Below are 19,154 nucleotides of genomic sequence, written 5' to 3'. Positions count from 1 at the left end.
GCGAATAAATTATTTAGATTTGTGTTAATGGACTTTGATAATTATCTTCAAGAATATATAAAATCTGATAGCGTTATACCTTATTTTATTCAAGGAAATAGTTTGCAAATACTAAAAACTTTTCCTGACAATTCTATTGATTGTATAATAACGAGTCCCCCTTACTGGAATCAGAGAACTTATGCGGCAGGTGGTATTGGCAATGAAAAAAAACCTGAACAATTCATTGATGAACTTCTATTAATCTTTGCTGATTTAAAAAGGGTTCTCAAGCCTACAGGTTCTTTTTGGTTAAATTTAGGAGATACTTATAGAAATAAGGCCTTACTGGGTTTACCGTGGAGAATAGCTATTAAAATGATGGATTCACAAGATTGGATACTTCGAAATAGTGTAATTTGGAATAAACAGAAAGGCGGTATGCAAAGTAATTCTGATAGACTTAGAAACGTACACGAAAATTTTTTTCATTTTGTAAAAAAATCAAAAGGCTATTATTATGATGCAGATAATATTAGAAGTAAACCTCGGCAAACAATTGTAAAAAATGGTTCTGTTATTTCTGCAACTGGAGTTAGTGGAGTTCGGTACAAAAGACAAATTGAGCTGTCAACATCATTATCATTATTAGAAAAAGAGAATGCAAAAAATGAATTGAATGTCATCTTGTCAAAAATTTCGTTAGGGGAAATTCATGATTTTCGAATGATTATTAGAAACCAGCAAAGGACAACGCATTCAGATTCTGAAAATGTTTCCGGAAGAGCTAAGCAATTGAACGAAAAGGGATTCTATTTTCTGATATATCACCCAAGTGGGACTTTGCCAAATGATGTTTGGAATATCATCCCTGAAGATACCCAAAATAGAGAAAAGCATTTTGCAGCTTTTCCTGAAGATTTATGTAAAATACCCATTTTAGCTACCTGTCCAAATGATGGAATTGTTCTCGATCCGTTTTGTGGTACAGGAACTGTAAGTAAGGTTGCATACGCCCTTGGTAGGAAATCTATTGGCATTGATTTATCAGAAGACTATATTTCACTTGCAAATAACAGATTACGAATTTATGATTTCAACCAAGCTATCTGAACTCTTTACTGTATCTGTAGACAATCAAGAGGAAGATTGGCTAAAAGTAATCTCAAATCAGCATTGTAAATTTTTGCGGAGAAAGTGTATTAAGGTTCGTAAAAGTCAACCTGAAATATCTATTGGCACTTGTACAGTTAAGTATGGTAAAGAAGATAATGATATAATTATTTGCCCACATAGACTCATTGAAAATCGGAAAATTTTTCTTGATTGCATACATTTATTGACGTTACATGAACCTGGAAATGATTTGCATGTGGTTTCTGAAGTAGGAATACCAGGTGGCAGTATTGATTATGTTTTGCTTTCGACAAAAGACAATAAGGTTGTTGACTTTGTGGGGGTAGAATTACAAACATTAGATACTACCGGAACTGTTTGGCCGGTGAGACAAAGATTTCTAAAATCCCAAGGCTTTGAAGTAAACAACACGGATTTTGAATCGGCAAAAACATTTGGGATGAATTGGAAAATGACGGCTAAAACCATTCTTGTTCAATTACATCATAAAATAGAAACTTTTGAAACATTAAATCGACATTTAGTTCTTGTGGTTCAAGATAAATTATTGGATTATATGCAAAAAGAATTTTCTTTCGGCCATATTTCAAAAATCGCCAGAATAGGAGATTCAATGCATTTTCATTCATATAGGCTTAACAAAAAAGATAATGCATATCATTTGAGTCTTTTTGAAAGAATGAGTACAGATAGTTTGGGGATTTCTAAATGTATGGGCCTTCAGGCTGAAGCTAATATAGAATTGGAAGTGATTATTAAAACCTTACAGTCAAAAATCAGTGCTTCGACAATTTTAACTATTTAAGAATAATATGCCCAATTGCGGAAGCATGCAGCAAATCCAAAAGCGTGGAAGCGTTAATGAACACACTTCCCCTTTGTCCACCCCCAACCCACCACACCGGCCCCCCAAAACGGACGGACAAGCCTATCAGCAATACATATTTAAAGCAAAAGCCCTGCTCAGTTAAGAACAAGGCTTTTGTTATTAGTTATAGGGCTGCACGCTTATGCAGCCTTACTAATGACGGTGTCGTCATCCACAGTAATTGCTTTAAGTGCTATAACGGCGCTTTTGCTAAAGCTTTTCAGGTATTTGCCTTCAAGTGCATTGTATAAAAGCTGTATATCCTCATCTCTGCCGGTTTTTTGTATGGTTATTACATCATTATCATAACCTACTATAATGGCACCGTACTTTTGTATCTGGTTATTTATTTGGGTATTGTAGCCTTGCTTAAGCAACGTGTATAACGCTACTTTTTGGTAAGCGGCATGCTGTAGCAGCTCCACTTCAACCTTATAAACTTCAATAATATTTTCAATTTTAAAGGCCATCAGTTTAATATCGGCATCATGGGCAATTACCTGTATGTTAATAAGCACCTGGGTATGAATATCGGTTTTTGCGGCGCTGATACTCTCAATCTCAATGCCTTTACGGTTTAACATACTGGTGATTATACTCATCAATCCTTTTCGGTCGTCCGACAGGATGTTTAGCAGGTAATTCATTTTCATGATATAAACTTATATAGTGCGCCCTTAACGGGTTCGGTGTGTTAATTATGCTTCAACAAATAATCCTTAAACTCCCCAAACTCCTTACCCAATATCACGGAATGCTTGGTTTTTTCTTCCAGATCTTTAACCTGCTCGGGTACAACAATCTTTTCGGCAATGTTATCCGGGAAAACATCGGGGAACTTGCATGGGTGGGCAGTGGAGAGGAATATACCGGTTGCTTCGCTGTCGGGGTGCTGTTGTTGCCAGTCTTTAAGGGCCTGCCAGGCTATGGCGGTATGCGGACAAACCACATAGTTATCCTCGGCATCAACTTCCTTTATAGCGGCTAATGTAGCTTCATCATCAAAGCTGTAACCGGTGATGAGGGTTTTTAATTGATCGATATCGCCCTTAAACATATCGGCAATGCGTACCCAGTTGCTCGGGTTGCCTACATCCATAGCGTTTGACAGCGTGGCTACCGATGGCTTAGGCTCATAAATGCCGGATTTCAGGTATTCGGGCACGGTATCATTAACGTTAGTAGCGGCAATGAACTGCTCAACCGGCAATCCCATTTTCCAGGCTAATAAACCTGCACCTATATTACCAAAGTTACCGCTCGGCACGGCGAATACGGCTTTATCGTTACCCTCGCGCAGCAATTGCGCATAGGCGTTAAAGTAATAGAACGTTTGCGGGATGAGTCGTGCAATGTTTATAGAGTTTGCCGAAGTCAGCCTGAATTTTTCATTCAGTTCTTTATCTGTAAATGCTTGTTTCACCAAAGCCTGGCAATCATCAAATGTACCGTCGATCTCAAGGGCGCGGATGTTTTGCCCGTTGGTGGTTAATTGCAGCTCCTGTATATCGCTAACCTTGCCTTTGGGGTATAGTATAGTAACACGGGTATTCGGCACACCCAGGAAGCCCAGAGCCACCGCGCCACCGGTATCGCCGGAAGTTGCTACCAACACATCCAGTTGTTTTTCGCCTTCTTCCAAAAAATAGCTCATCACCCGGCTCATGAAGCGCGCGCCAAAATCCTTAAACGCTAACGACGGGCCATGGAAAAGCTCCAGCACATAAACCTTATCTTCCAGCTTTACGATGGGCGCATAAAAGTTGATGGCATCATAAATAATAGCCTTCAGGTCATCCGCAGGGATAGAATCGCCCAATAGATGATTAGCTACATGAAAAGCGATCTCGGGCAGGGAATACTGATCGAGGTGCATAATAAATTTATCATCCAAACGGGGGATCTCCACCGGCATGTATAAGCCTTTATCCTGCGGCATGCTGTTAAAAACCGCTTCTTTAAATGATACCCTGGTGTTAGGGTTGTTAGTACTGTATAATTCCATTGTTATTTACCCCCTCTAAATCTCCCCCAAAGGGGGGAGATTTTTGGTTTGTATAGTTTAATATCGTTGTTTTTATAAGTCCTCCCCTTTGGGGAGGGTTTGGGTGGGGTTATATCACCCTCGGCCCTTGATCATTAATAGTCGACACATAAATATTCGAGCCTATTTTAATGCTGGTTAAGTGCTGCTGTAATTTTTGGGTGATGAGCTTTGCTGTTTCCTCATCGCGGGTAAAGGCGAATACGGATGGACCGGAGCCCGAGATACCGAAGCTTACCGCACCCATACCCATGGCTATTTCGCGCATTTTGTAAAAGTCGGGGATGAGCATGGAGCGTACCGGCTCAACCAAAATATCGGTCATGCTGCGACCGATCAGGTCGATATCCTGCATAAATAAACCGCTTACCAGGCCTGCAATGTTGCCCCATTGCGTAACGGCATCCTTCATAAATATTTTGTTGCGGATGATCTGCCTTGCTTCGCGGGTGGGCACATCCACATCAGGGAAAACGATAGCGCAATATAGGCCTGCGGGATGCGGTAAACGCACCACATCCAAAGGCTCATAACTGCGGATGAGCACAAAGCCACCCAATAAAGCAGGCGCTACGTTATCAGCATGACCATGACCGCAAGCCATTTCCTCACCCTTCATAGCAAAAGGCAATAATTTAGCCGGATCAGACTCATCGCCCAATAAAGTTTTGATGGCGTACAACCCCGCAACCGTACTGGCAGAACTTGAACCTAATCCGCTACCGATAGGCATTTTTTTATGGAGTTCGATATCCAAACCAATATCCAAACGGTCGACACTCTTTAAGTAATGCTGCACGCTCACGCTCACGGTATTCTTAGCAGGATCGAGCGGTAAACGACCATCATCGCCGGTAATTTTGCTGATGGTGATACCCGGCTTGTTGGTGAGGCGCATAATTACCTCGTCGCCGGGCTCGTTAACTGCAAAGCCAAGCACATCAAAGCCGCACACAACGTTGGCCACCGTGGCAGGGGCAAAGACTGCAACCGAGCTCAAGCCCCCCCCGCCCCCTGAAGGGGGAGCTAAAACGGTGGGCTTTTTTACTTCTTCTATGTTATTTTCCATATAATTATCAAACTTTTGTTCCCCCTTTAGGGGGTTAGGGGGCTCTTAATTAGCACCCACATTTATTAAATCAGCAAATACACCTGCGGCAGTTACCTCGGCGCCTGCACCTGGGCCCTTTACTACCAAAGGTCGTTCTTTATACCTATCGGTGGTGAAAGAAATGATATTATCACTGCCGGATAAGGTGAAGAACGGATGGTTTTCATCAACCATTTGCAGGGTGATAGCTACCTTACCATCTTCCAGCTTACCGATGTACCTTAAAACCTTGCCGTCTTGCTCTGCTGAGTTCTTCAGGTTGGCGAAGAAAGCATCCTCAGTTTTCAGCGCTGCGTAGAAATCATCAACACTTTGTGCATCCAGGCAAGCTTTGGGCAGCATACTTTCTATTTCTACATCCGATGCTTCTAACGCGTAACCCGCATCACGAGCAAGGATCAGCATTTTGCGCATGAAGTCGGTGCCACGTAAATCATCACGCGGATCGGGTTCGGTATAGCCTTTTTCTTGCGCCATCTTCACCACATCGTGGAAATTGGCATCGCCCTTAAAGTTATTAAAGATGAAGGATATAGTACCCGAAAGTATAGCTTCGATGCGCTGCACCCTGTCGCCGCTGTTCATCAAATCCTTTAAAGTACGGATGATGGGCAGGCCTGCGCCAACATTGGTTTCGTAAAAGAAATCAACGCCATGCTGCCTCGCGGTATCGCGGAAGGTGGTGTATTGTTTGTAGGAAGCCGAGTTGCCTATTTTATTACAGGTTACTACCGATATGTTCGATTTAAATGCCTCTTCGTAAAACTCAATTGGCTTAGGACTGGCGGTATTGTCGATGAATACGCAGTTCGGCAGGTTCATGCTTTTCATGCGCTCGATAAATCCTTTCAGGTCGGCTTTTTCATCTGATGCCTGTAAATCATCTTCCCAGGTATCCAATGATATGCCATCAGCATTAAAAACCATTTTACGGGTATTGCTGATACCGGCAATTTTAACCTGTATGCCGTTCTTTTCCTGTAAAAAATCGCTGTGCGCGTTTAATTGCTTAAACAATGTTTTACCGATGTTGCCGGTACCTAAACAAAAGGCATGCAGCGTTTTGGTAAGCTCCACAAAAAAGGCATCATGTACGGCATTTAAAGCTTTAGCCAAATCATGCGCTGATATGATAACCGAAATATTATACTCTGATGAACCCTGAGCAATCGCCCTTACGTTTACACCATTACGGCCCAACGCATGGAACAATTTGCCGGATACTCCCGGGGTTTGTTTCATGTTTTCGCCAACTACGGCTAAAACAGCCAGACTGCGCTCAATGGCAGGTTTCTCTAATTTATTAGCCAGTAATTCTAATTCAAATTCCTGCTCTATTAGTGTTTTTGCCCTTTCAGCATCATCAGGTTGTACAGCGAAGGTGATGCTATGCTCCGATGATGATTGGGTGATGAGGATGATGTTGATCTGCTCCCTCGCCAGTAAAGAGAATAAACGACCGCTAAAGCCTGATTTACCCACCATACCGCTGCCTTCTAAATTCAGGATGCTGATATTGTTGATGGTGGAGATACCCTTGATTGGCAAAGTTGATGCCTTGCAATCGTGGCGGATAACTGTACCCTCAAACTCAGGCTCAAAAGTATTTTTTATAACGATAGGGATCTTTTTCAGGAACGCCGGGATCATGGTTGGCGGATAGATCACCTTGGCACCGAAGTAGGATAGTTCCATTGCCTCGGTATAAGTAAGCTCCGGTAGTGAGAATGCTTTTTTCACCAGGCGGGGGTCGGCGGTCATCATACCATTTACATCAGTCCAGATCTGAATCTCCTGCGAATTTAATGCCGAGCCAAATATTGCAGCAGTATAATCGCTGCCACCACGACCTAAAGTAGTGATCTGCCCCGCATCATTACCAGCTATAAAACCGGTAACAAACAGCATTTTATCACTGTTCTCTTTTTGAAAACCACGGATCAGTTGTTCAGTAAGCTCCATATTCACCTTAGCCTGACCAAACGCGCTGTCGGTTTTTATCAGTTCCGAAGCATCAACAAAAATAGCCTCCGGGAAATATTGGGCGGCAATTTTGCTCACCATTAAGGTAGAGCAGCGTTCGCCGTAGCTTAATACTAAATCTCTTGTTTTTGGGGTAAGTTCCTTTAAGGTTAAAATGCCCTGTAACAGATCCTCTAAATGATTAAAGTGGATTTTAAGGCGGGTAAAGGCAGGGTTTTGGTGCTGAATATCCAACAGGCTTTTCACCACATCAAAGTGACGGCGTTCCAGTTCGGCTAATTGGGCGGTAAACTCGTTGCCAATAACGGCGCCTTCAGCCATCGAAACCAGCAAATTGGTTACCCCGCTCATGGCAGATAGTACAACAACCGGCTTTTCGGCTTTAGCCTCGTTCTTTAAAATGTTTAATAAGGTTTGGATGCTTGCTACTGATCCTACGGAAGTACCGCCAAATTTTAAAATTTTCATATATGTTATAAACAAAAACGCCTTCCTCTTTTTCGGAGGAAGGCGTTCATTTGGTTTTTTTTATGTTTTTACACCATACGATTATCTTCCTCCGAGGTTTATACCGGTGGTAATAATTGTTGTAATAATGGTGCCGTTTGTTATCATTTCTATGGTCTTTTTGTAAGACGCCGTAAAATAAGCAGTTAATTTTTGAAATAGCAAGAAGATTGCGTTTTATTTTTTGTTGGAGAGAGCTTTACCCTCTTTACGGCTTGCCGTAGAGAGGGTCGACAAGTGAAACGATGTCGGGGTGAGTCAACGGAGCGCGTAAAGGGTTTAATTGTCTGAACCGGATTTTATGAATTTTTCGAATGACCTTAATTCAATAAATTCAGGTTCTGACAATTTGGGCGTTGCCTCCGGCCCGTGCTATCCGCTCATACTGCACGGGCATTAGGCGCAAGGCCGGTATCCGCTGCTATCACTAACGCGAACTTCAACGCGAGCTACCCATTCTGTCCTTTCTGTCGGCAACCTATGGGGCCAGGGAGGCGGACGGACAACGGAAATAAGCTCTCAACACTTTCTGCTAAATTCATAACTTTACCGCACAAATGCAGGGACTCATCACCAAATCAACCGGAAGCTGGTACCAGGTACAAACCAATGGCGGGCAAATAATAGATTGCCGTATAAAAGGAAAGTTCCGTACCAAGGGCATTGTTACCACAAACCCAATAGCCGTAGGCGATGTGGTTGATTTTGAGATGGAACCCGAACAGGAAACCGGGGTGATCACCAACCTGCAACAGCGTAAAAATTACATCATTCGCAAATCTATCAACCTGAGCAAACAGGCGCAGATCATTGCCGCTAACCTCGACCAGGCTTTACTGGTGGTAACTTTAGCTTCGCCGCGTACATCGTTGGGCTTTATCGACAGGTTTTTAGTAACCGCCGAAGCTTATGACATCCCTGCACGGTTGGTTTTTAACAAGCTCGACCTGTTTAGTGATGAAGGCTTAGAGATATTAGACGAATACAAAGCCGTATATGAAAAAATCGGTTACCCTTGCTACCAGGTATCGGCATTGGAAGGGACAAATATTGAAAAAGTACAGGCTTTGTTAAAAGATAAAGTAACGCTGTTCTCGGGGCACTCAGGTGTTGGTAAATCAAGTTTAATTAACCGTTTATTACCTGATCTGGAACTACGTACCCACCAGGTATCCGACTGGAGCGACAAAGGAATGCACACCACCACTTTTGCAGAGGCCTTTGAACTGCCACAAGGCGGCTTCATTATTGATACCCCGGGCATCCGCGAACTGGGTGTTATCGATATAGAAAAACAGGAACTGAGCCATTTCTTCCCCGAGATGCGCCAGCGTATGCATGATTGCCGCTTTAATAACTGCCGCCATATTAATGAACCAGGTTGCGCAGTATTGGAAGCAGTGGAAAATGGCGAGATTGAACTATCCCGTTATGAAAGCTATCTGAGCATTTATAATGGGAATGATACGAGGGCTTAGGAAAATTATGCATAATAACAATGATTAACTTATTTAATATGAGCATATCTACAAAGAGATTAATAAAAATCACTGTACTTATATTTGTTTGTATAACTAATTATGTAATCGCTCAGCCATTTGTACCCGACAATACCGGTTATGTAAAAGGGGCTAAATTCTTAGCATACACAAAAAATAAAGGATACAGTTTAGTTGGCGCCTTTAAGAAAAGTATGAAGGACTCTTTGTGGTATGCAAAAGTTTTAAAAGATGGACAATGGATTACTATTGACAATCTTGGAAATATAGCACAAAATACAATTCCTACTCCGCCAATTAAAAGTGTTGGAAAAGAAATAATGGGTTATGCTGACGAAGGCTCCGGGCCAAATGATTTTAATCCATTTACATATGTTCATCCGTCAAATATTGATCTTAAGATAATTCAGAATGATAATAAAAGAGGGCTTATAAACACCAAAAACAATAAAATAATAGTTCCGGCAATTTATGATGATGTGCGTCTGTCAAACTTTAAGTTCATTATAGTAAAGTTAAATGGAAAATGGGGGGTAATATCAAAACAGGGGCAACAAATTATTTCACCTAAGTATGATGAAATAAAATCGCTTGGTGTTAATATGGCGGGGACAAAAACCATAACGGCTGATGCAGAAATAGTTAGGATAGGTGATAAGTGGGGGCTTCTGTCTGAGGAAGGGAAAGAGATTTTCAATCCACAATTTGATAAGATAACGAGTTCTTGGGTTATCAATTCTTTACTTATTACCTGTTTAAATAATAAATACGGCCTAATGAATAAAAGTGGGAAAGAGCTTATTAAACCAATTTATAGTAATATCCAGAGCTTTAATAATAATGGAGAAACGATTGTTGCCATCAATGATGGCAGTGGGGTAACTTATGGACTTATTGATAGCTTGGGGAACGAACCTATAAAGCCAATTTATAAACGGATTGCATTTATTGATAAAAGTTTAGTTGCCGTTTATGCGGAGGATTTTCCTAATCCTAAACTAGGATTATCAAATATTGACGGAAAAGTATTAACTCCGCTTGTTTATACAGGGATAAGTTTTTTTAAAAATGATTTAGCGATTGTTTATATAAGTATTGACCATCATCAATTAATGGGCTTTATAAACAAAACGGGAAAACAAGTAATAAAGCCTGTTTACCAGGATATAGAATATATAAATGGTCATAATGGTTATTACAAGGTTAAGTTAAATGGGAAATATGGAATTATGACTATTAAGCTAGATTATAGTGTCAAGCCAATTTATGATGAGATGGGAGAAATAGTCTTAAATAAGTTATGTGTTAAAAAAGATGGTAAATATGGCTTAATTGACTATGATGGCAATATTTTGTTACCTATAAAATACGATTACGACTTTAGCTCCCACGATAATGGATTAATACAAACTTGGCTTAATGGTAAAAAGTGTATGATTGATCTTTATGGAAACGAATATTTTAATTAAATCATTTACTTATCTTATTCCAACGCTTGCTTAAAATCAGCCAGTAGGTCTTCAATATCTTCAATACCAATTGATAGGCGGATCATAAAATCAGAGATACCCATTTCGGCACGTTTTTCAGGGCCTAGTTCATTGAAAATGGTTTGCGCAACGGGGATGGCCAGTGTGCGGGTATCACCCAGATTACTTGACTTTACTACCAGTTGCAGTTTGTTTAAAAAGGCAAAGCAATCAACGCTTTCTTCAACCTCAAAGCTTAGTAAGCTGCCGTGTTTTTTGAACAGTTCGGTAGCTAATTCATGTTGCGGGTGGGTTTGTATGCCGGGATAATATACTTTCTTTATCAGCGGATGCGTATCCAGGTATTCGGCTAAGTTTTGGGCGTTATTGCAGGCGCGTTCCATACGCAGGGCCAATGTTTCAGAACCTACAGATATAGAGTGAGCTGCCTCCGGGGCTAATGTGCCTCCGGCGTCGCGCAAGCCTTTCTTGCGGATTTGGGTCATGCCCCAGGCTTTTACATCACCCTTTTTAAATACATCGTAAATGTTGGGGTAGTTTTCCCAGTCAAACAAGCCGGTATCGGTAACACTGCCACCCAGTGCGTTGCCATGACCGCCAATGTATTTGGTTAATGAGTTGATCACATGCGTAGCCTTAACATCAACCGGGTTGAAAAGGTAAGGCGAGGTCATGGTGTTATCAACTATATATAGCAATCCTTTTTCTTCGCAAAGGTCGCCTATGTTTGCCATGTCGGCTATTTGCGTAGCAGGGTTAGCAATGGTTTCCAGGAACACCATTTTGGTGTTTTCTTTTATAGCATCACGAACATTATTAACATCGGTTGGGTCAACAAAAGTAAAATCGAGCCCTAGTTCAATAAAGGTTTGGAAAATGCTGCGTGAGTTGCCGAACAAATAAGAGCTGGCTACGATATGATCCGTTTTCCTGATCAGCGCCATAATGGTAGCTGATATAGCCGCCATACCGGTTGAAAAAGCGATAGTAGATAAGCCCTTTTCCATTTGCGTTACCTTTTGCTCTAAAGCGGTAACGGTAGGGTTTCCCTGGCGTGAATATGCGTAGCCTTTTGTTTTATTCTGGAATACATCCACCAGGTCCTGCACATCATCATAACCATAAGCAACCGAGGTATGAACGGGTTTATGCATAGCGCCATGCTCGGGTTTGCCCAGGCGATCGGAATGTAATAGGGTGGTTGTAAAGCCTCTTTTAGCAGTCATTATATACTTATTAAAGTAGAACGAAATTAGAAACTGCGAACTTAGCAGTTTTTAGCCAAGAATTAATACATTGCCCACAAATTCTACATTATACGTATAATTAATACATGAGAGCAGTAATACAACGCGTTACCCGGGCAAGCTGCACCGTAGATGGCGAAGTTACCGGGCAAATTGATGCAGGTTTTTTGGTTTTGTTAGGGATTGAGGATGCTGATACCGATGAAGACCTGCAATGGTTGGCTCAAAAAATATGCGGACTACGTGTTTTTGGAGATGAAAACGGCTTGATGAACAAAGCATTAGCTGATATTGATGGCAATATTCTGCTGATATCGCAATTCACTTTATTTGCACAAACTAAAAAGGGGAACCGGCCATCATTCATTCGTGCGGCACGGCCCGATAAGGCGATACCGCTATATGAGCAAATGATAAAAACGCTGAGCGCCATCACCGGCAAAAAAACAGCAACCGGTATTTTTGGTGCCGATATGAAAATTGAGCTGCTGAACGACGGCCCGGTTACGATTATAATGGATACTAAGGACAAAGAGAATCACTAAATTAGTGCATAATTATTATGGAAATTAAAGAAGCACAGCATCTTGTAGATAAGTGGATTAACACCACAGGCATCCGTTATTTTAACGAACTAACTAACACAGCCATTTTAATGGAAGAAGTTGGGGAGGTTGCCCGTATTATGGCAAGGCAATATGGCGAGCAATCGTTCAAGAAATCGGATACTGAAGTGAATTTGGCTGATGAAATGGCGGATGTGCTTTTTGTGCTGATATGCCTGGCTAATCAAACAGGGATAGACCTGACGGATGCTTTGGAAAAGAACATGCAAAAGAAAAGCATCAGGGATGCTGACAGGCATCGAAACAATGAGAAACTAAAACCATAGATATGAAAAAGCTAATTTTTATTGCTGGATTGCTACTCTTATTTGTTGCCTGTAAAAGCAAAACTACTGATCAGGCCAGGTTGCCACCACCTGATGGTAAGGAGGATAAGGAAATATTGGTAAATGCTGATCCCGGGCCAAAAGCACAGGAGGCTGCTCCAAATGCAGATGTTAATGTTGACGGGGCTGTTGGAAACGATGATGCAAGAGTAGCAGCGGGTTATGAAAATGCAGGCACAAATAATAGTATACAGGATACCTCAAAAAAGTTAGTTAAAAATGGAGATATTGAGTTTGAAACTAACAATTTAATAGCCACGCGTAAAAAGATATTGGTTTCGCTTAAAAAATATGGAGGTTATGTAGAAGAGGATAATCAATCAACTAATGCTGATGAAAACCGTAAACAGTACGAATTAAAAGTACGTATCCCGGCTAAAAGTTTTGATTTTCTCCTGGATTCAGTTTCTTCAACTGCGTATAAAATTGACACTAAAAATATAAGTGTTACTGACGAAACCACTAAGTATATCGACATACAAACACGGTTGAATAATAAAAAGTTGCTTGAGAAACGTTACCTGGAATTGCTAAATAAATCATCAAAAATATCAGACCTGTTAGAGATACAAAATAAACTAACCGAAATACGCAGTGATATTGAATCGACACAAGGGCAGCTTAATTATTTAAGCAAACAGGTTGCTTATAGTTCGCTTGATATCACATTTTATACCCAGGAAAGCGCGCAAGTTGATACGGGTAATGGGGCGGTATACAAATTTAAAAAAGCTATTGCCGACGGTTGGGAAATATTGCAGAATCTGTTTTTCGGTTTAATTACATTATGGCCCTTATTATTAGTCCTTGTGATTTTTTATTGGCTGATAAAAATATGGCGCAAACGCAGAAAAGCAGGTTAACGCACAGGAGTAAACGAGGGGCTAAAATAATCTTTTCAGCGGGCGGGGTGTCACACTGAGGCACTCGAAGTGTGAGCGCAGAGGCCTTTACCCGCATGTTTCGAGTGCCTCAACATGCCCCGTTTTTGTTACAGGTTACACCAACTTCACTAATTTCTCACCCTCTAAAACCGGGATAGCCGTTGTAATATCAACCTGCAAGCAGAATGCTATATCAGCTTCAATACCTAGTTTTTTAAGGCGCTCGCTGTGGGATGTTTTTTTAAGATAGGTATCCAGATCACTTTTAGCAATCTGGTACAGATCATTAGATGCGATGGCGGCATCATCCAGCACAAAGCCACCGCCTTTTAACTGGTCAACCACTGCTCCTGCAAATAGGGTGTCCTCCAGGTTAAAGTTATTTTTCCAGCCGGCGCAAACGAGCAGGATGTTGTCATTCTGTGTTTTTAACCAGTTGCATATGGAGGTAAGGTTTAAAAAAGAACCGATAACCACCTTTTTTGCATTTCTTGATAAATGCAGCGCGTGCGTACCATTTGTAGTAGTAAGCACCACTGTTTTGCCGGCAACCTTTTCCTCAGTATAAGAGAACGGCGAATTACCAAAATCAAACCCGGTAACCACTTTGCCATCGCGTTCTGCAGCCAGTAAATAATGCGGGTATTTTCCCTGGTAGGCCACACATTCCTCCACTTGGGATACAGGGATAATAGCTTCAGCGCCATTATCAATACCATAGCAAATGGATGATGTGGCTCTGAAAATATCTATGATAACTACTATATAATCCTCAACCTCAAAAAGCGGGATGAGCGAAGGGCTAAGGCAAACGTTTAATTCAGTCATTGATCATTGAGTCATTGGGTCATTCACACTGGGGCATTAATGGCTTAATGCCCCAATGACATAATGACTATTTATAGAATGGCGGCTTAACCACCTTTGCCCTAACTTTATTATCTCTTATGCTGATGTAGATCTCGGTGCCTTCTTTGGCGAACTCATTTTTTACATAGCCCATGCCAATTGCTTTTTGCAATGATGGTGATTGTGTGCCCGAAGTTACTTTACCAATGGTATTACCTTCGGTATCAACTATCGCATAATCATGGCGTGGGATGCCGCGGTCAATCATTTCAAAACCTACCAGTTTTTGACTTACACCTTGTGTTTTTTGTGCTTGCAGAGCATCAGCATTAACAAAATCCTTAGTGAATTTGGTTACCCAACCTAAACCTGCTTCTAACGGCGATGTGGTATCATCAATATCATTACCATAAAGGCAGAAACCCATCTCTAAGCGTAAGGTATCGCGGGCGCCCAAGCCAATTGGCTGTATGCCGAATGGCTTACCTGCTTCAAAAATCGCATTCCAGATATGTTCAGCATGATCGTTATCAAAATACACTTCGAAACCACCTGCGCCAGTATAGCCGGTTGCTGATACCACTACATTATCAATGCCGGCAAATGTTCCCTTTTTAAAGGTGTAATATTCCATTGATGGCAGGTCGATATCTGTAAGGCTTTGCAAAGCTTCAGCAGCTTTTGGGCCTTGAATAGCTAACAGCGAAGTACGATCTGATATGTTTTTCATATCCACACCCCAGGTATTGTATTTTGATATCCATGCCCAATCCTTATCGATATTGGAAGCATTAACTACCAGCATGTAGGTTTTTTCGTCAATGCGATAAACCAGCAGATCGTCAACAATACCACCATCTTCGTTTGGCAGGCATGAGTATTGTACTTTACCGTCATATAATTTAGTAGCATCGTTGCTGCTCACTTTTTGTATCAGGTCGATAGCATGCTCGCCTTTTAAAATAAACTCGCCCATGTGGCTTACATCAAACACACCCACCGACTTGCGTACGGTATCATGTTCAGCGTTGATCCCGGCATATTGCACAGGCATGTTATAACCAGCGAAGGGCACAATTTTGGCGCCTGCTTTAATGTGTATATCGGTTAAAGCGGTATTTTTCATAAAATCAGTTATTGAAGCGGCAAAAGTAATAAAATTAGCCCAACATAAGGGCAGGGAGTAATCTTTGATATAAACTAACCAGCCTGCCGGTAACTACACCAACATCATGCTGCTGCTCTATCAGCTTGCGGGCATTTAAACCTATTCCGCGGCAATATTCCTCATCGGATATGCATCGCTTCATAGCCTCGAAGAATTCGTCGCTATCATTGGCTATCAATATATTAGCACCATCGGTATAATTAATGCCCTCGGCGCCCAGCGATGTGGAGATGATGCATTTTTCCATAGCCATGCCTTCCACAATTTTTACGCGCATGCCACCACTCGATAAAAGCGGCACTATCATAATGGATTTGCTGTTCACAAATTCCAGCGCGTCATCAACCTCGCCTTGTATAAATACCTTGCCCATTACCTCGTAATCATCAAAACGTTCAGGTATATCATTGCCGGCTACATAAAACCTTACGGGCAATTCGCCCTCAACAAATTCCTTTAAAAAATTATCCAGGAACCATTCAATCCCCTCGCGATTAGGCAGCCAATCCAATGATCCGAGAAAGAACAAACTCGGCACCTCGGTTTTGTTATAGTCGGGACGATATTTGTCCATATTTAAACCTACCGGCAAAATATCAATGGGTATTTTGGTGCCGTACCCCGTCAGGGTGGTTTTATCCTGCTCGGTAAATACGGTTATGGCATCAAATTTATTGAGCTGCTCCAGTTCATAATTTTTTATGCGCCGGGCGTGCATCTTCAAATATGATTTTTTAAAGGGATCATTCTTTTGCTCGGCCAATCGTTGCCATACCTGGTTTTCGATATTGTGTGCCCGGTAAACCAGTTTGGCCCCGGAGTTTTTACGCACTGCTGCAAGGTATAACGACATCATCAGCCCATCAAACTGGATAATATCATAGGCATTGTTCCTAACCTCAACCGCTAGTAGCCGTTCAAAGCCCGGATCATAATACTTATTAATATTGAAGGAGGTTTTGCTGAATAGGTTCATGGCAACTTCAAATACCGAAACATTGATATCGATATTATAAGCCCGGTAGTTTATTTTGCTGATCAGCTCGTCATCCGGCTCGCTGGTTTCATAATGCTTTTTTGTTTTAAGCGCTACTACAGATACCTCATGACCTAAGTCGACCAGACCTTTAATGGTATTATATACCACAATCTGATATCCGCCATTTTGCGGAAATGGGACACGGGAAGCCAGTATAAGAATTTTCAATTGGTTAATTTGGTTTGTAACAAAAATACCATCCGCAAGCACTATATCAAAGCATCTGTTTAAAAAATACTTAGCTGAGGGTCGCTTACACGGAAAGTGCGGCGATGATAGGGCGTATAACCTATTTTTAAAACCATTTCGCGGTGTTTTATGGTTGGATAGCCCTTGTTGCTGTGCCAGTCGTATTCCGGATGTTCGGCAGCGATTTTTTTCATATAATCATCGCGGTAAGTTTTAGCCAGGATGGATGCTGCCGCAATGCTGAAATATTTAGCGTCGCCCTCCACTATGCAGTGATGTGGGGTATCAGCGTATTTGTTAAAGCGGTTACCATCAATAATCAAAAATTGTGGCTTTAAATGCAGTTTGGCAATAGCCCGGTGCATAGCCAGGAAAGAGGCGTTGAGAATGTTGATCTCATCGATCTCATGATTATCAACCGATGCAACGGCATACGCTATGGCTTTTTGTTCTATCTCGGCCCTAAGTTTATATCTTACTGCTTCGGTAAGCTGTTTGGAATCATTCAGCAAATGGTGGTCAAAATCATCAGGTAATATTACGGCAGCGGCAAATACAGGCCCGGCAAGGCAACCGCGACCTGCTTCATCACAGCCTGCTTCAATAAACTCATGCTGGTACCTGGCTAATAACATTTTTCAAATATCTGATTTTTTAGGATGGAATTTTTGAGGTGTTGAAAAGATAAGTCTTAAGCCCTTAGTATTGAGTCTTAAGTCAATACTAAGATCGCTGTTTTTGACTCTCGACTTCGGGCTCAGGACTAACGACTTCTCAAAATATCCGTAACGTAAGCAAAGTGATATCATCAATAGCCTTACCCTTGGTAACCACCTTTATATGATCAAGCAGGTTTTGGTTAAAATGATCTGGCGATTGCTCGCCATGTTGCAGCAGGAATTTTAACAGTTTGTCTTCGTTCCAGCTTTTAACGCCCTGGTATTCGTAGTCCATAAGGCCGTCGGTGTAATTAAAGAGCAGACTTTCGGGGTCGATATCTATTTCGCCCTGATTTATAAAAGGCAATTCCTCAAAAACGCCCAGCATGGTAGTGCCCAGCTTAAGTTGCACGGCCTCGCCTTTTGAGTATAATATAGAGGGGTTATGGCCCGCGTTTATATAATTAAGCAGGCGGGTTTTTTCATCATATTTGGCTATAAAGAGGGTGATAAACCTTTCACCCTTGGTGTTATTAAGCACTATTTTGTTCAATCGCTCAACAATGTTTATCAAGTCATTTTCCACCGTGGCCCAGGCATGCAGGCTGGCCTGGAAATTGGCCATCAGCAATGCCGCCGAGATCCCTTTGCCTGACACATCGGCAATGCACCACAAAAACTCATGCTCATTAAGGCGGATAAAGTCGAAATAATCGCCGCCAATGTTTTGGTGGGGCAGGTATCGGGCATCAATCTCAACACCTTTGTCCTTGTGTATGCGCACGGGCACCAGCATGTTCTGCACTTCAACAGCAAGCTCCATCTCGCGCTGAAAACGTTCTGATTGCAGGCGCTCTTTAAAGAGTTTTTTATTCTCTAATGCTACCAGTATTACATTTATGAGCGTTTGGATAAAGGTGAGATCGTTACTGACCATTTCGGCCGAGGTATTGAAGTTGCCGATTAGCGCGAATGCTATGGCTTTGCTTTTATGATATATGGGAATAAAGTAATCGTATTGCTTAAGCACGCTATTGCTATGACTGGATACCGGCGTAGGGACCTTTATTTTTTTGAAACTAATACAGGCCCGGTGTAAGGCGCTTACCGGTTCAATTACACCACCATATTTTGAGATGCATGCAAAACTGTCGTCTTGTTGTATCAGGAACCGGAACCTGCCGATCTGCAGGTAGTTTTGTAAAATAACTTCAAGCATTTGGATCAATACCGGGGTGGCGGTATTTTTATTGATTGCCCGGGTCACTTCCAATAAGGAGTTTAATTCAGACTGCCGTTTAAGCAGCAACCGTATGAGTTCAGCCTCGCCTGAGCGATCGTTATCCAATTGCATTTCTTTTAATAGGGTTCCCTAAAATAAAACAAATTATTTCTAAAAACAGTCCTTTTTGATTTTTATAAAAAAGTGTATTTAAACCTGTGGTTGTAATAATATAGGATTGGTTAGTATAAATATCATGATAATATATTATAACATATCAAATATTTATTCTTTATAGGAGTAAAAGCAATAGGTTGTGTAGATTGT

The 19,154-nt window shown here is 41.5% G+C and carries 17 protein-coding genes; 7 read left to right on the top strand and 10 right to left on the bottom strand.

Annotation, left to right across the window (positions count from 1 at the left end; genetic code table 11):
- Positions 1 to 27: 27 nt before the first annotated feature.
- The gene (locus BLU33_RS21395; protein WP_091378068.1) at positions 28 to 1,092 is read left to right on the top strand and encodes a DNA-methyltransferase; all 1,065 of its coding nucleotides are present in this window, start codon (positions 28 to 30) and stop codon (positions 1,090 to 1,092) included.
- Entirely contained in the window at positions 1,070 to 1,921 is an 852-nt protein-coding gene (locus tag BLU33_RS21390) for a NotI family restriction endonuclease (RefSeq protein WP_091378066.1), read from the top strand. Before BLU33_RS21395 ends, BLU33_RS21390 begins: the two co-directional genes overlap by 23 nt.
- A gap of 203 nt (positions 1,922 to 2,124) precedes the next feature.
- Here the strand turns inward: BLU33_RS21390 and BLU33_RS21385 are convergent, their stop codons facing one another.
- From BLU33_RS21385 to thrA, 4 genes are all read right to left on the bottom strand, one after another.
- Complete coding sequence (locus BLU33_RS21385; protein ID WP_091378063.1) at positions 2,125 to 2,637, bottom strand: hypothetical protein; 513 nt, start codon at positions 2,635 to 2,637, stop codon at positions 2,125 to 2,127.
- A gap of 41 nt (positions 2,638 to 2,678) precedes the next feature.
- Positions 2,679 to 3,989, bottom strand: coding sequence for a threonine synthase (gene thrC, locus BLU33_RS21380; protein WP_091378060.1), 1,311 nt, complete (start codon positions 3,987 to 3,989; stop codon positions 2,679 to 2,681).
- A 109-nt stretch (positions 3,990 to 4,098) separates the two neighbouring features.
- Positions 4,099 to 5,097 (bottom strand): homoserine kinase, encoded by a 999-nt coding sequence (locus BLU33_RS21375; RefSeq protein WP_091378057.1) that lies wholly within the window; start codon positions 5,095 to 5,097, stop codon positions 4,099 to 4,101.
- 45 nt (positions 5,098 to 5,142) lie between these two features.
- Positions 5,143 to 7,590: a bifunctional aspartate kinase/homoserine dehydrogenase I gene (gene thrA, locus BLU33_RS21370; protein ID WP_091378054.1), complete on the bottom strand. Its 2,448-nt coding sequence runs from the start codon at positions 7,588 to 7,590 to the stop codon at positions 5,143 to 5,145.
- Between the two features lie 596 nt (positions 7,591 to 8,186).
- On the opposite strand from thrA, the gene rsgA reads away from it, so the two are divergent.
- On the top strand, positions 8,187 to 9,107 hold the full coding sequence (rsgA, locus tag BLU33_RS21365) for a ribosome small subunit-dependent GTPase A (protein WP_091378052.1): 921 nt from the start codon (positions 8,187 to 8,189) through the stop codon (positions 9,105 to 9,107).
- Positions 9,108 to 9,145: 38 nt separating this feature from the next.
- Entirely contained in the window at positions 9,146 to 10,597 is a 1,452-nt protein-coding gene (locus tag BLU33_RS21360) for a WG repeat-containing protein (RefSeq protein WP_172829280.1), read from the top strand.
- Positions 10,598 to 10,611: 14 nt separating this feature from the next.
- On the opposite strand, the gene BLU33_RS21355 is transcribed toward BLU33_RS21360, so the two are convergent.
- The gene (locus BLU33_RS21355; RefSeq protein ID WP_091378046.1) at positions 10,612 to 11,844 is read right to left on the bottom strand and encodes a cystathionine gamma-synthase family protein; all 1,233 of its coding nucleotides are present in this window, start codon (positions 11,842 to 11,844) and stop codon (positions 10,612 to 10,614) included.
- Positions 11,845 to 11,951: 107 nt separating this feature from the next.
- Between BLU33_RS21355 and dtd the strand changes: the two genes are divergently transcribed.
- The 3 genes from dtd to BLU33_RS21340 are packed head-to-tail and all read left to right on the top strand — an operon-like array spanning position 11,952 to position 13,680.
- Positions 11,952 to 12,410: a D-aminoacyl-tRNA deacylase gene (dtd, locus tag BLU33_RS21350; RefSeq protein ID WP_091378044.1), complete on the top strand. Its 459-nt coding sequence runs from the start codon at positions 11,952 to 11,954 to the stop codon at positions 12,408 to 12,410.
- Between the two features lie 17 nt (positions 12,411 to 12,427).
- Entirely contained in the window at positions 12,428 to 12,757 is a 330-nt protein-coding gene (locus tag BLU33_RS21345) for a nucleotide pyrophosphohydrolase (protein ID WP_091378040.1), read from the top strand.
- Positions 12,758 to 12,759: 2 nt separating this feature from the next.
- Entirely contained in the window at positions 12,760 to 13,680 is a 921-nt protein-coding gene (locus BLU33_RS21340; protein ID WP_091378037.1) for a DUF4349 domain-containing protein, read from the top strand.
- Positions 13,681 to 13,815: 135 nt separating this feature from the next.
- Here the strand turns inward: BLU33_RS21340 and BLU33_RS21335 are convergent, their stop codons facing one another.
- From BLU33_RS21335 to BLU33_RS21315, 5 genes are all read right to left on the bottom strand, one after another.
- On the bottom strand, positions 13,816 to 14,529 hold the full coding sequence (locus tag BLU33_RS21335; RefSeq protein ID WP_091378034.1) for a 2-phosphosulfolactate phosphatase: 714 nt from the start codon (positions 14,527 to 14,529) through the stop codon (positions 13,816 to 13,818).
- A 67-nt stretch (positions 14,530 to 14,596) separates the two neighbouring features.
- Complete coding sequence (gene gcvT, locus BLU33_RS21330) at positions 14,597 to 15,676, bottom strand: glycine cleavage system aminomethyltransferase GcvT (protein WP_091378031.1); 1,080 nt, start codon at positions 15,674 to 15,676, stop codon at positions 14,597 to 14,599.
- Positions 15,677 to 15,710: 34 nt separating this feature from the next.
- Positions 15,711 to 16,925, bottom strand: coding sequence for a glycosyltransferase family 4 protein (locus tag BLU33_RS21325; protein WP_157682309.1), 1,215 nt, complete (start codon positions 16,923 to 16,925; stop codon positions 15,711 to 15,713).
- Between the two features lie 59 nt (positions 16,926 to 16,984).
- Positions 16,985 to 17,581, bottom strand: coding sequence for a ribonuclease HII (locus BLU33_RS21320; RefSeq protein WP_091378023.1), 597 nt, complete (start codon positions 17,579 to 17,581; stop codon positions 16,985 to 16,987).
- 139 nt (positions 17,582 to 17,720) lie between these two features.
- On the bottom strand, positions 17,721 to 18,959 hold the full coding sequence (locus BLU33_RS21315; protein WP_091378020.1) for a PP2C family protein-serine/threonine phosphatase: 1,239 nt from the start codon (positions 18,957 to 18,959) through the stop codon (positions 17,721 to 17,723).
- Between the last annotated feature and the right edge of the window lie 195 nt (positions 18,960 to 19,154).

The organism is Mucilaginibacter mallensis, from assembly GCF_900105165.1.
GTDB lineage: Bacteria > Bacteroidota > Bacteroidia > Sphingobacteriales > Sphingobacteriaceae > Mucilaginibacter > Mucilaginibacter mallensis.
This window is presented reverse-complemented; position numbering and strand designations above follow the sequence as displayed.

Bases quoted from the DNA above. Each gene is read 5' to 3' on its own strand.
- BLU33_RS21395 (WP_091378068.1), top strand. From the start codon at position 28: ATGGACTTTGATAATTATCTTCAAGAATATATAAAATCTGATAGCGTT.
- BLU33_RS21390 (WP_091378066.1), top strand. From the start codon at position 1,070: ATGATTTCAACCAAGCTATCTGAACTCTTTACTGTATCTGTAGACAAT.
- BLU33_RS21385 (WP_091378063.1), bottom strand. From the start codon at position 2,637: ATGAAAATGAATTACCTGCTAAACATCCTGTCGGACGACCGAAAAGGA.
- thrC (WP_091378060.1), bottom strand. From the start codon at position 3,989: ATGGAATTATACAGTACTAACAACCCTAACACCAGGGTATCATTTAAA.
- BLU33_RS21375 (WP_091378057.1), bottom strand. From the start codon at position 5,097: ATGGAAAATAACATAGAAGAAGTAAAAAAGCCCACCGTTTTAGCTCCC.
- thrA (WP_091378054.1), bottom strand. From the start codon at position 7,590: ATGAAAATTTTAAAATTTGGCGGTACTTCCGTAGGATCAGTAGCAAGC.
- rsgA (WP_091378052.1), top strand. From the start codon at position 8,187: ATGCAGGGACTCATCACCAAATCAACCGGAAGCTGGTACCAGGTACAA.
- BLU33_RS21360 (WP_172829280.1), top strand. From the start codon at position 9,146: ATGAGCATATCTACAAAGAGATTAATAAAAATCACTGTACTTATATTT.
- BLU33_RS21355 (WP_091378046.1), bottom strand. From the start codon at position 11,844: ATGACTGCTAAAAGAGGCTTTACAACCACCCTATTACATTCCGATCGC.
- dtd (WP_091378044.1), top strand. From the start codon at position 11,952: ATGAGAGCAGTAATACAACGCGTTACCCGGGCAAGCTGCACCGTAGAT.
- BLU33_RS21345 (WP_091378040.1), top strand. From the start codon at position 12,428: ATGGAAATTAAAGAAGCACAGCATCTTGTAGATAAGTGGATTAACACC.
- BLU33_RS21340 (WP_091378037.1), top strand. From the start codon at position 12,760: ATGAAAAAGCTAATTTTTATTGCTGGATTGCTACTCTTATTTGTTGCC.
- BLU33_RS21335 (WP_091378034.1), bottom strand. From the start codon at position 14,529: ATGACTGAATTAAACGTTTGCCTTAGCCCTTCGCTCATCCCGCTTTTT.
- gcvT (WP_091378031.1), bottom strand. From the start codon at position 15,676: ATGAAAAATACCGCTTTAACCGATATACACATTAAAGCAGGCGCCAAA.
- BLU33_RS21320 (WP_091378023.1), bottom strand. From the start codon at position 17,581: ATGTTATTAGCCAGGTACCAGCATGAGTTTATTGAAGCAGGCTGTGAT.
- BLU33_RS21315 (WP_091378020.1), bottom strand. From the start codon at position 18,959: ATGCAATTGGATAACGATCGCTCAGGCGAGGCTGAACTCATACGGTTG.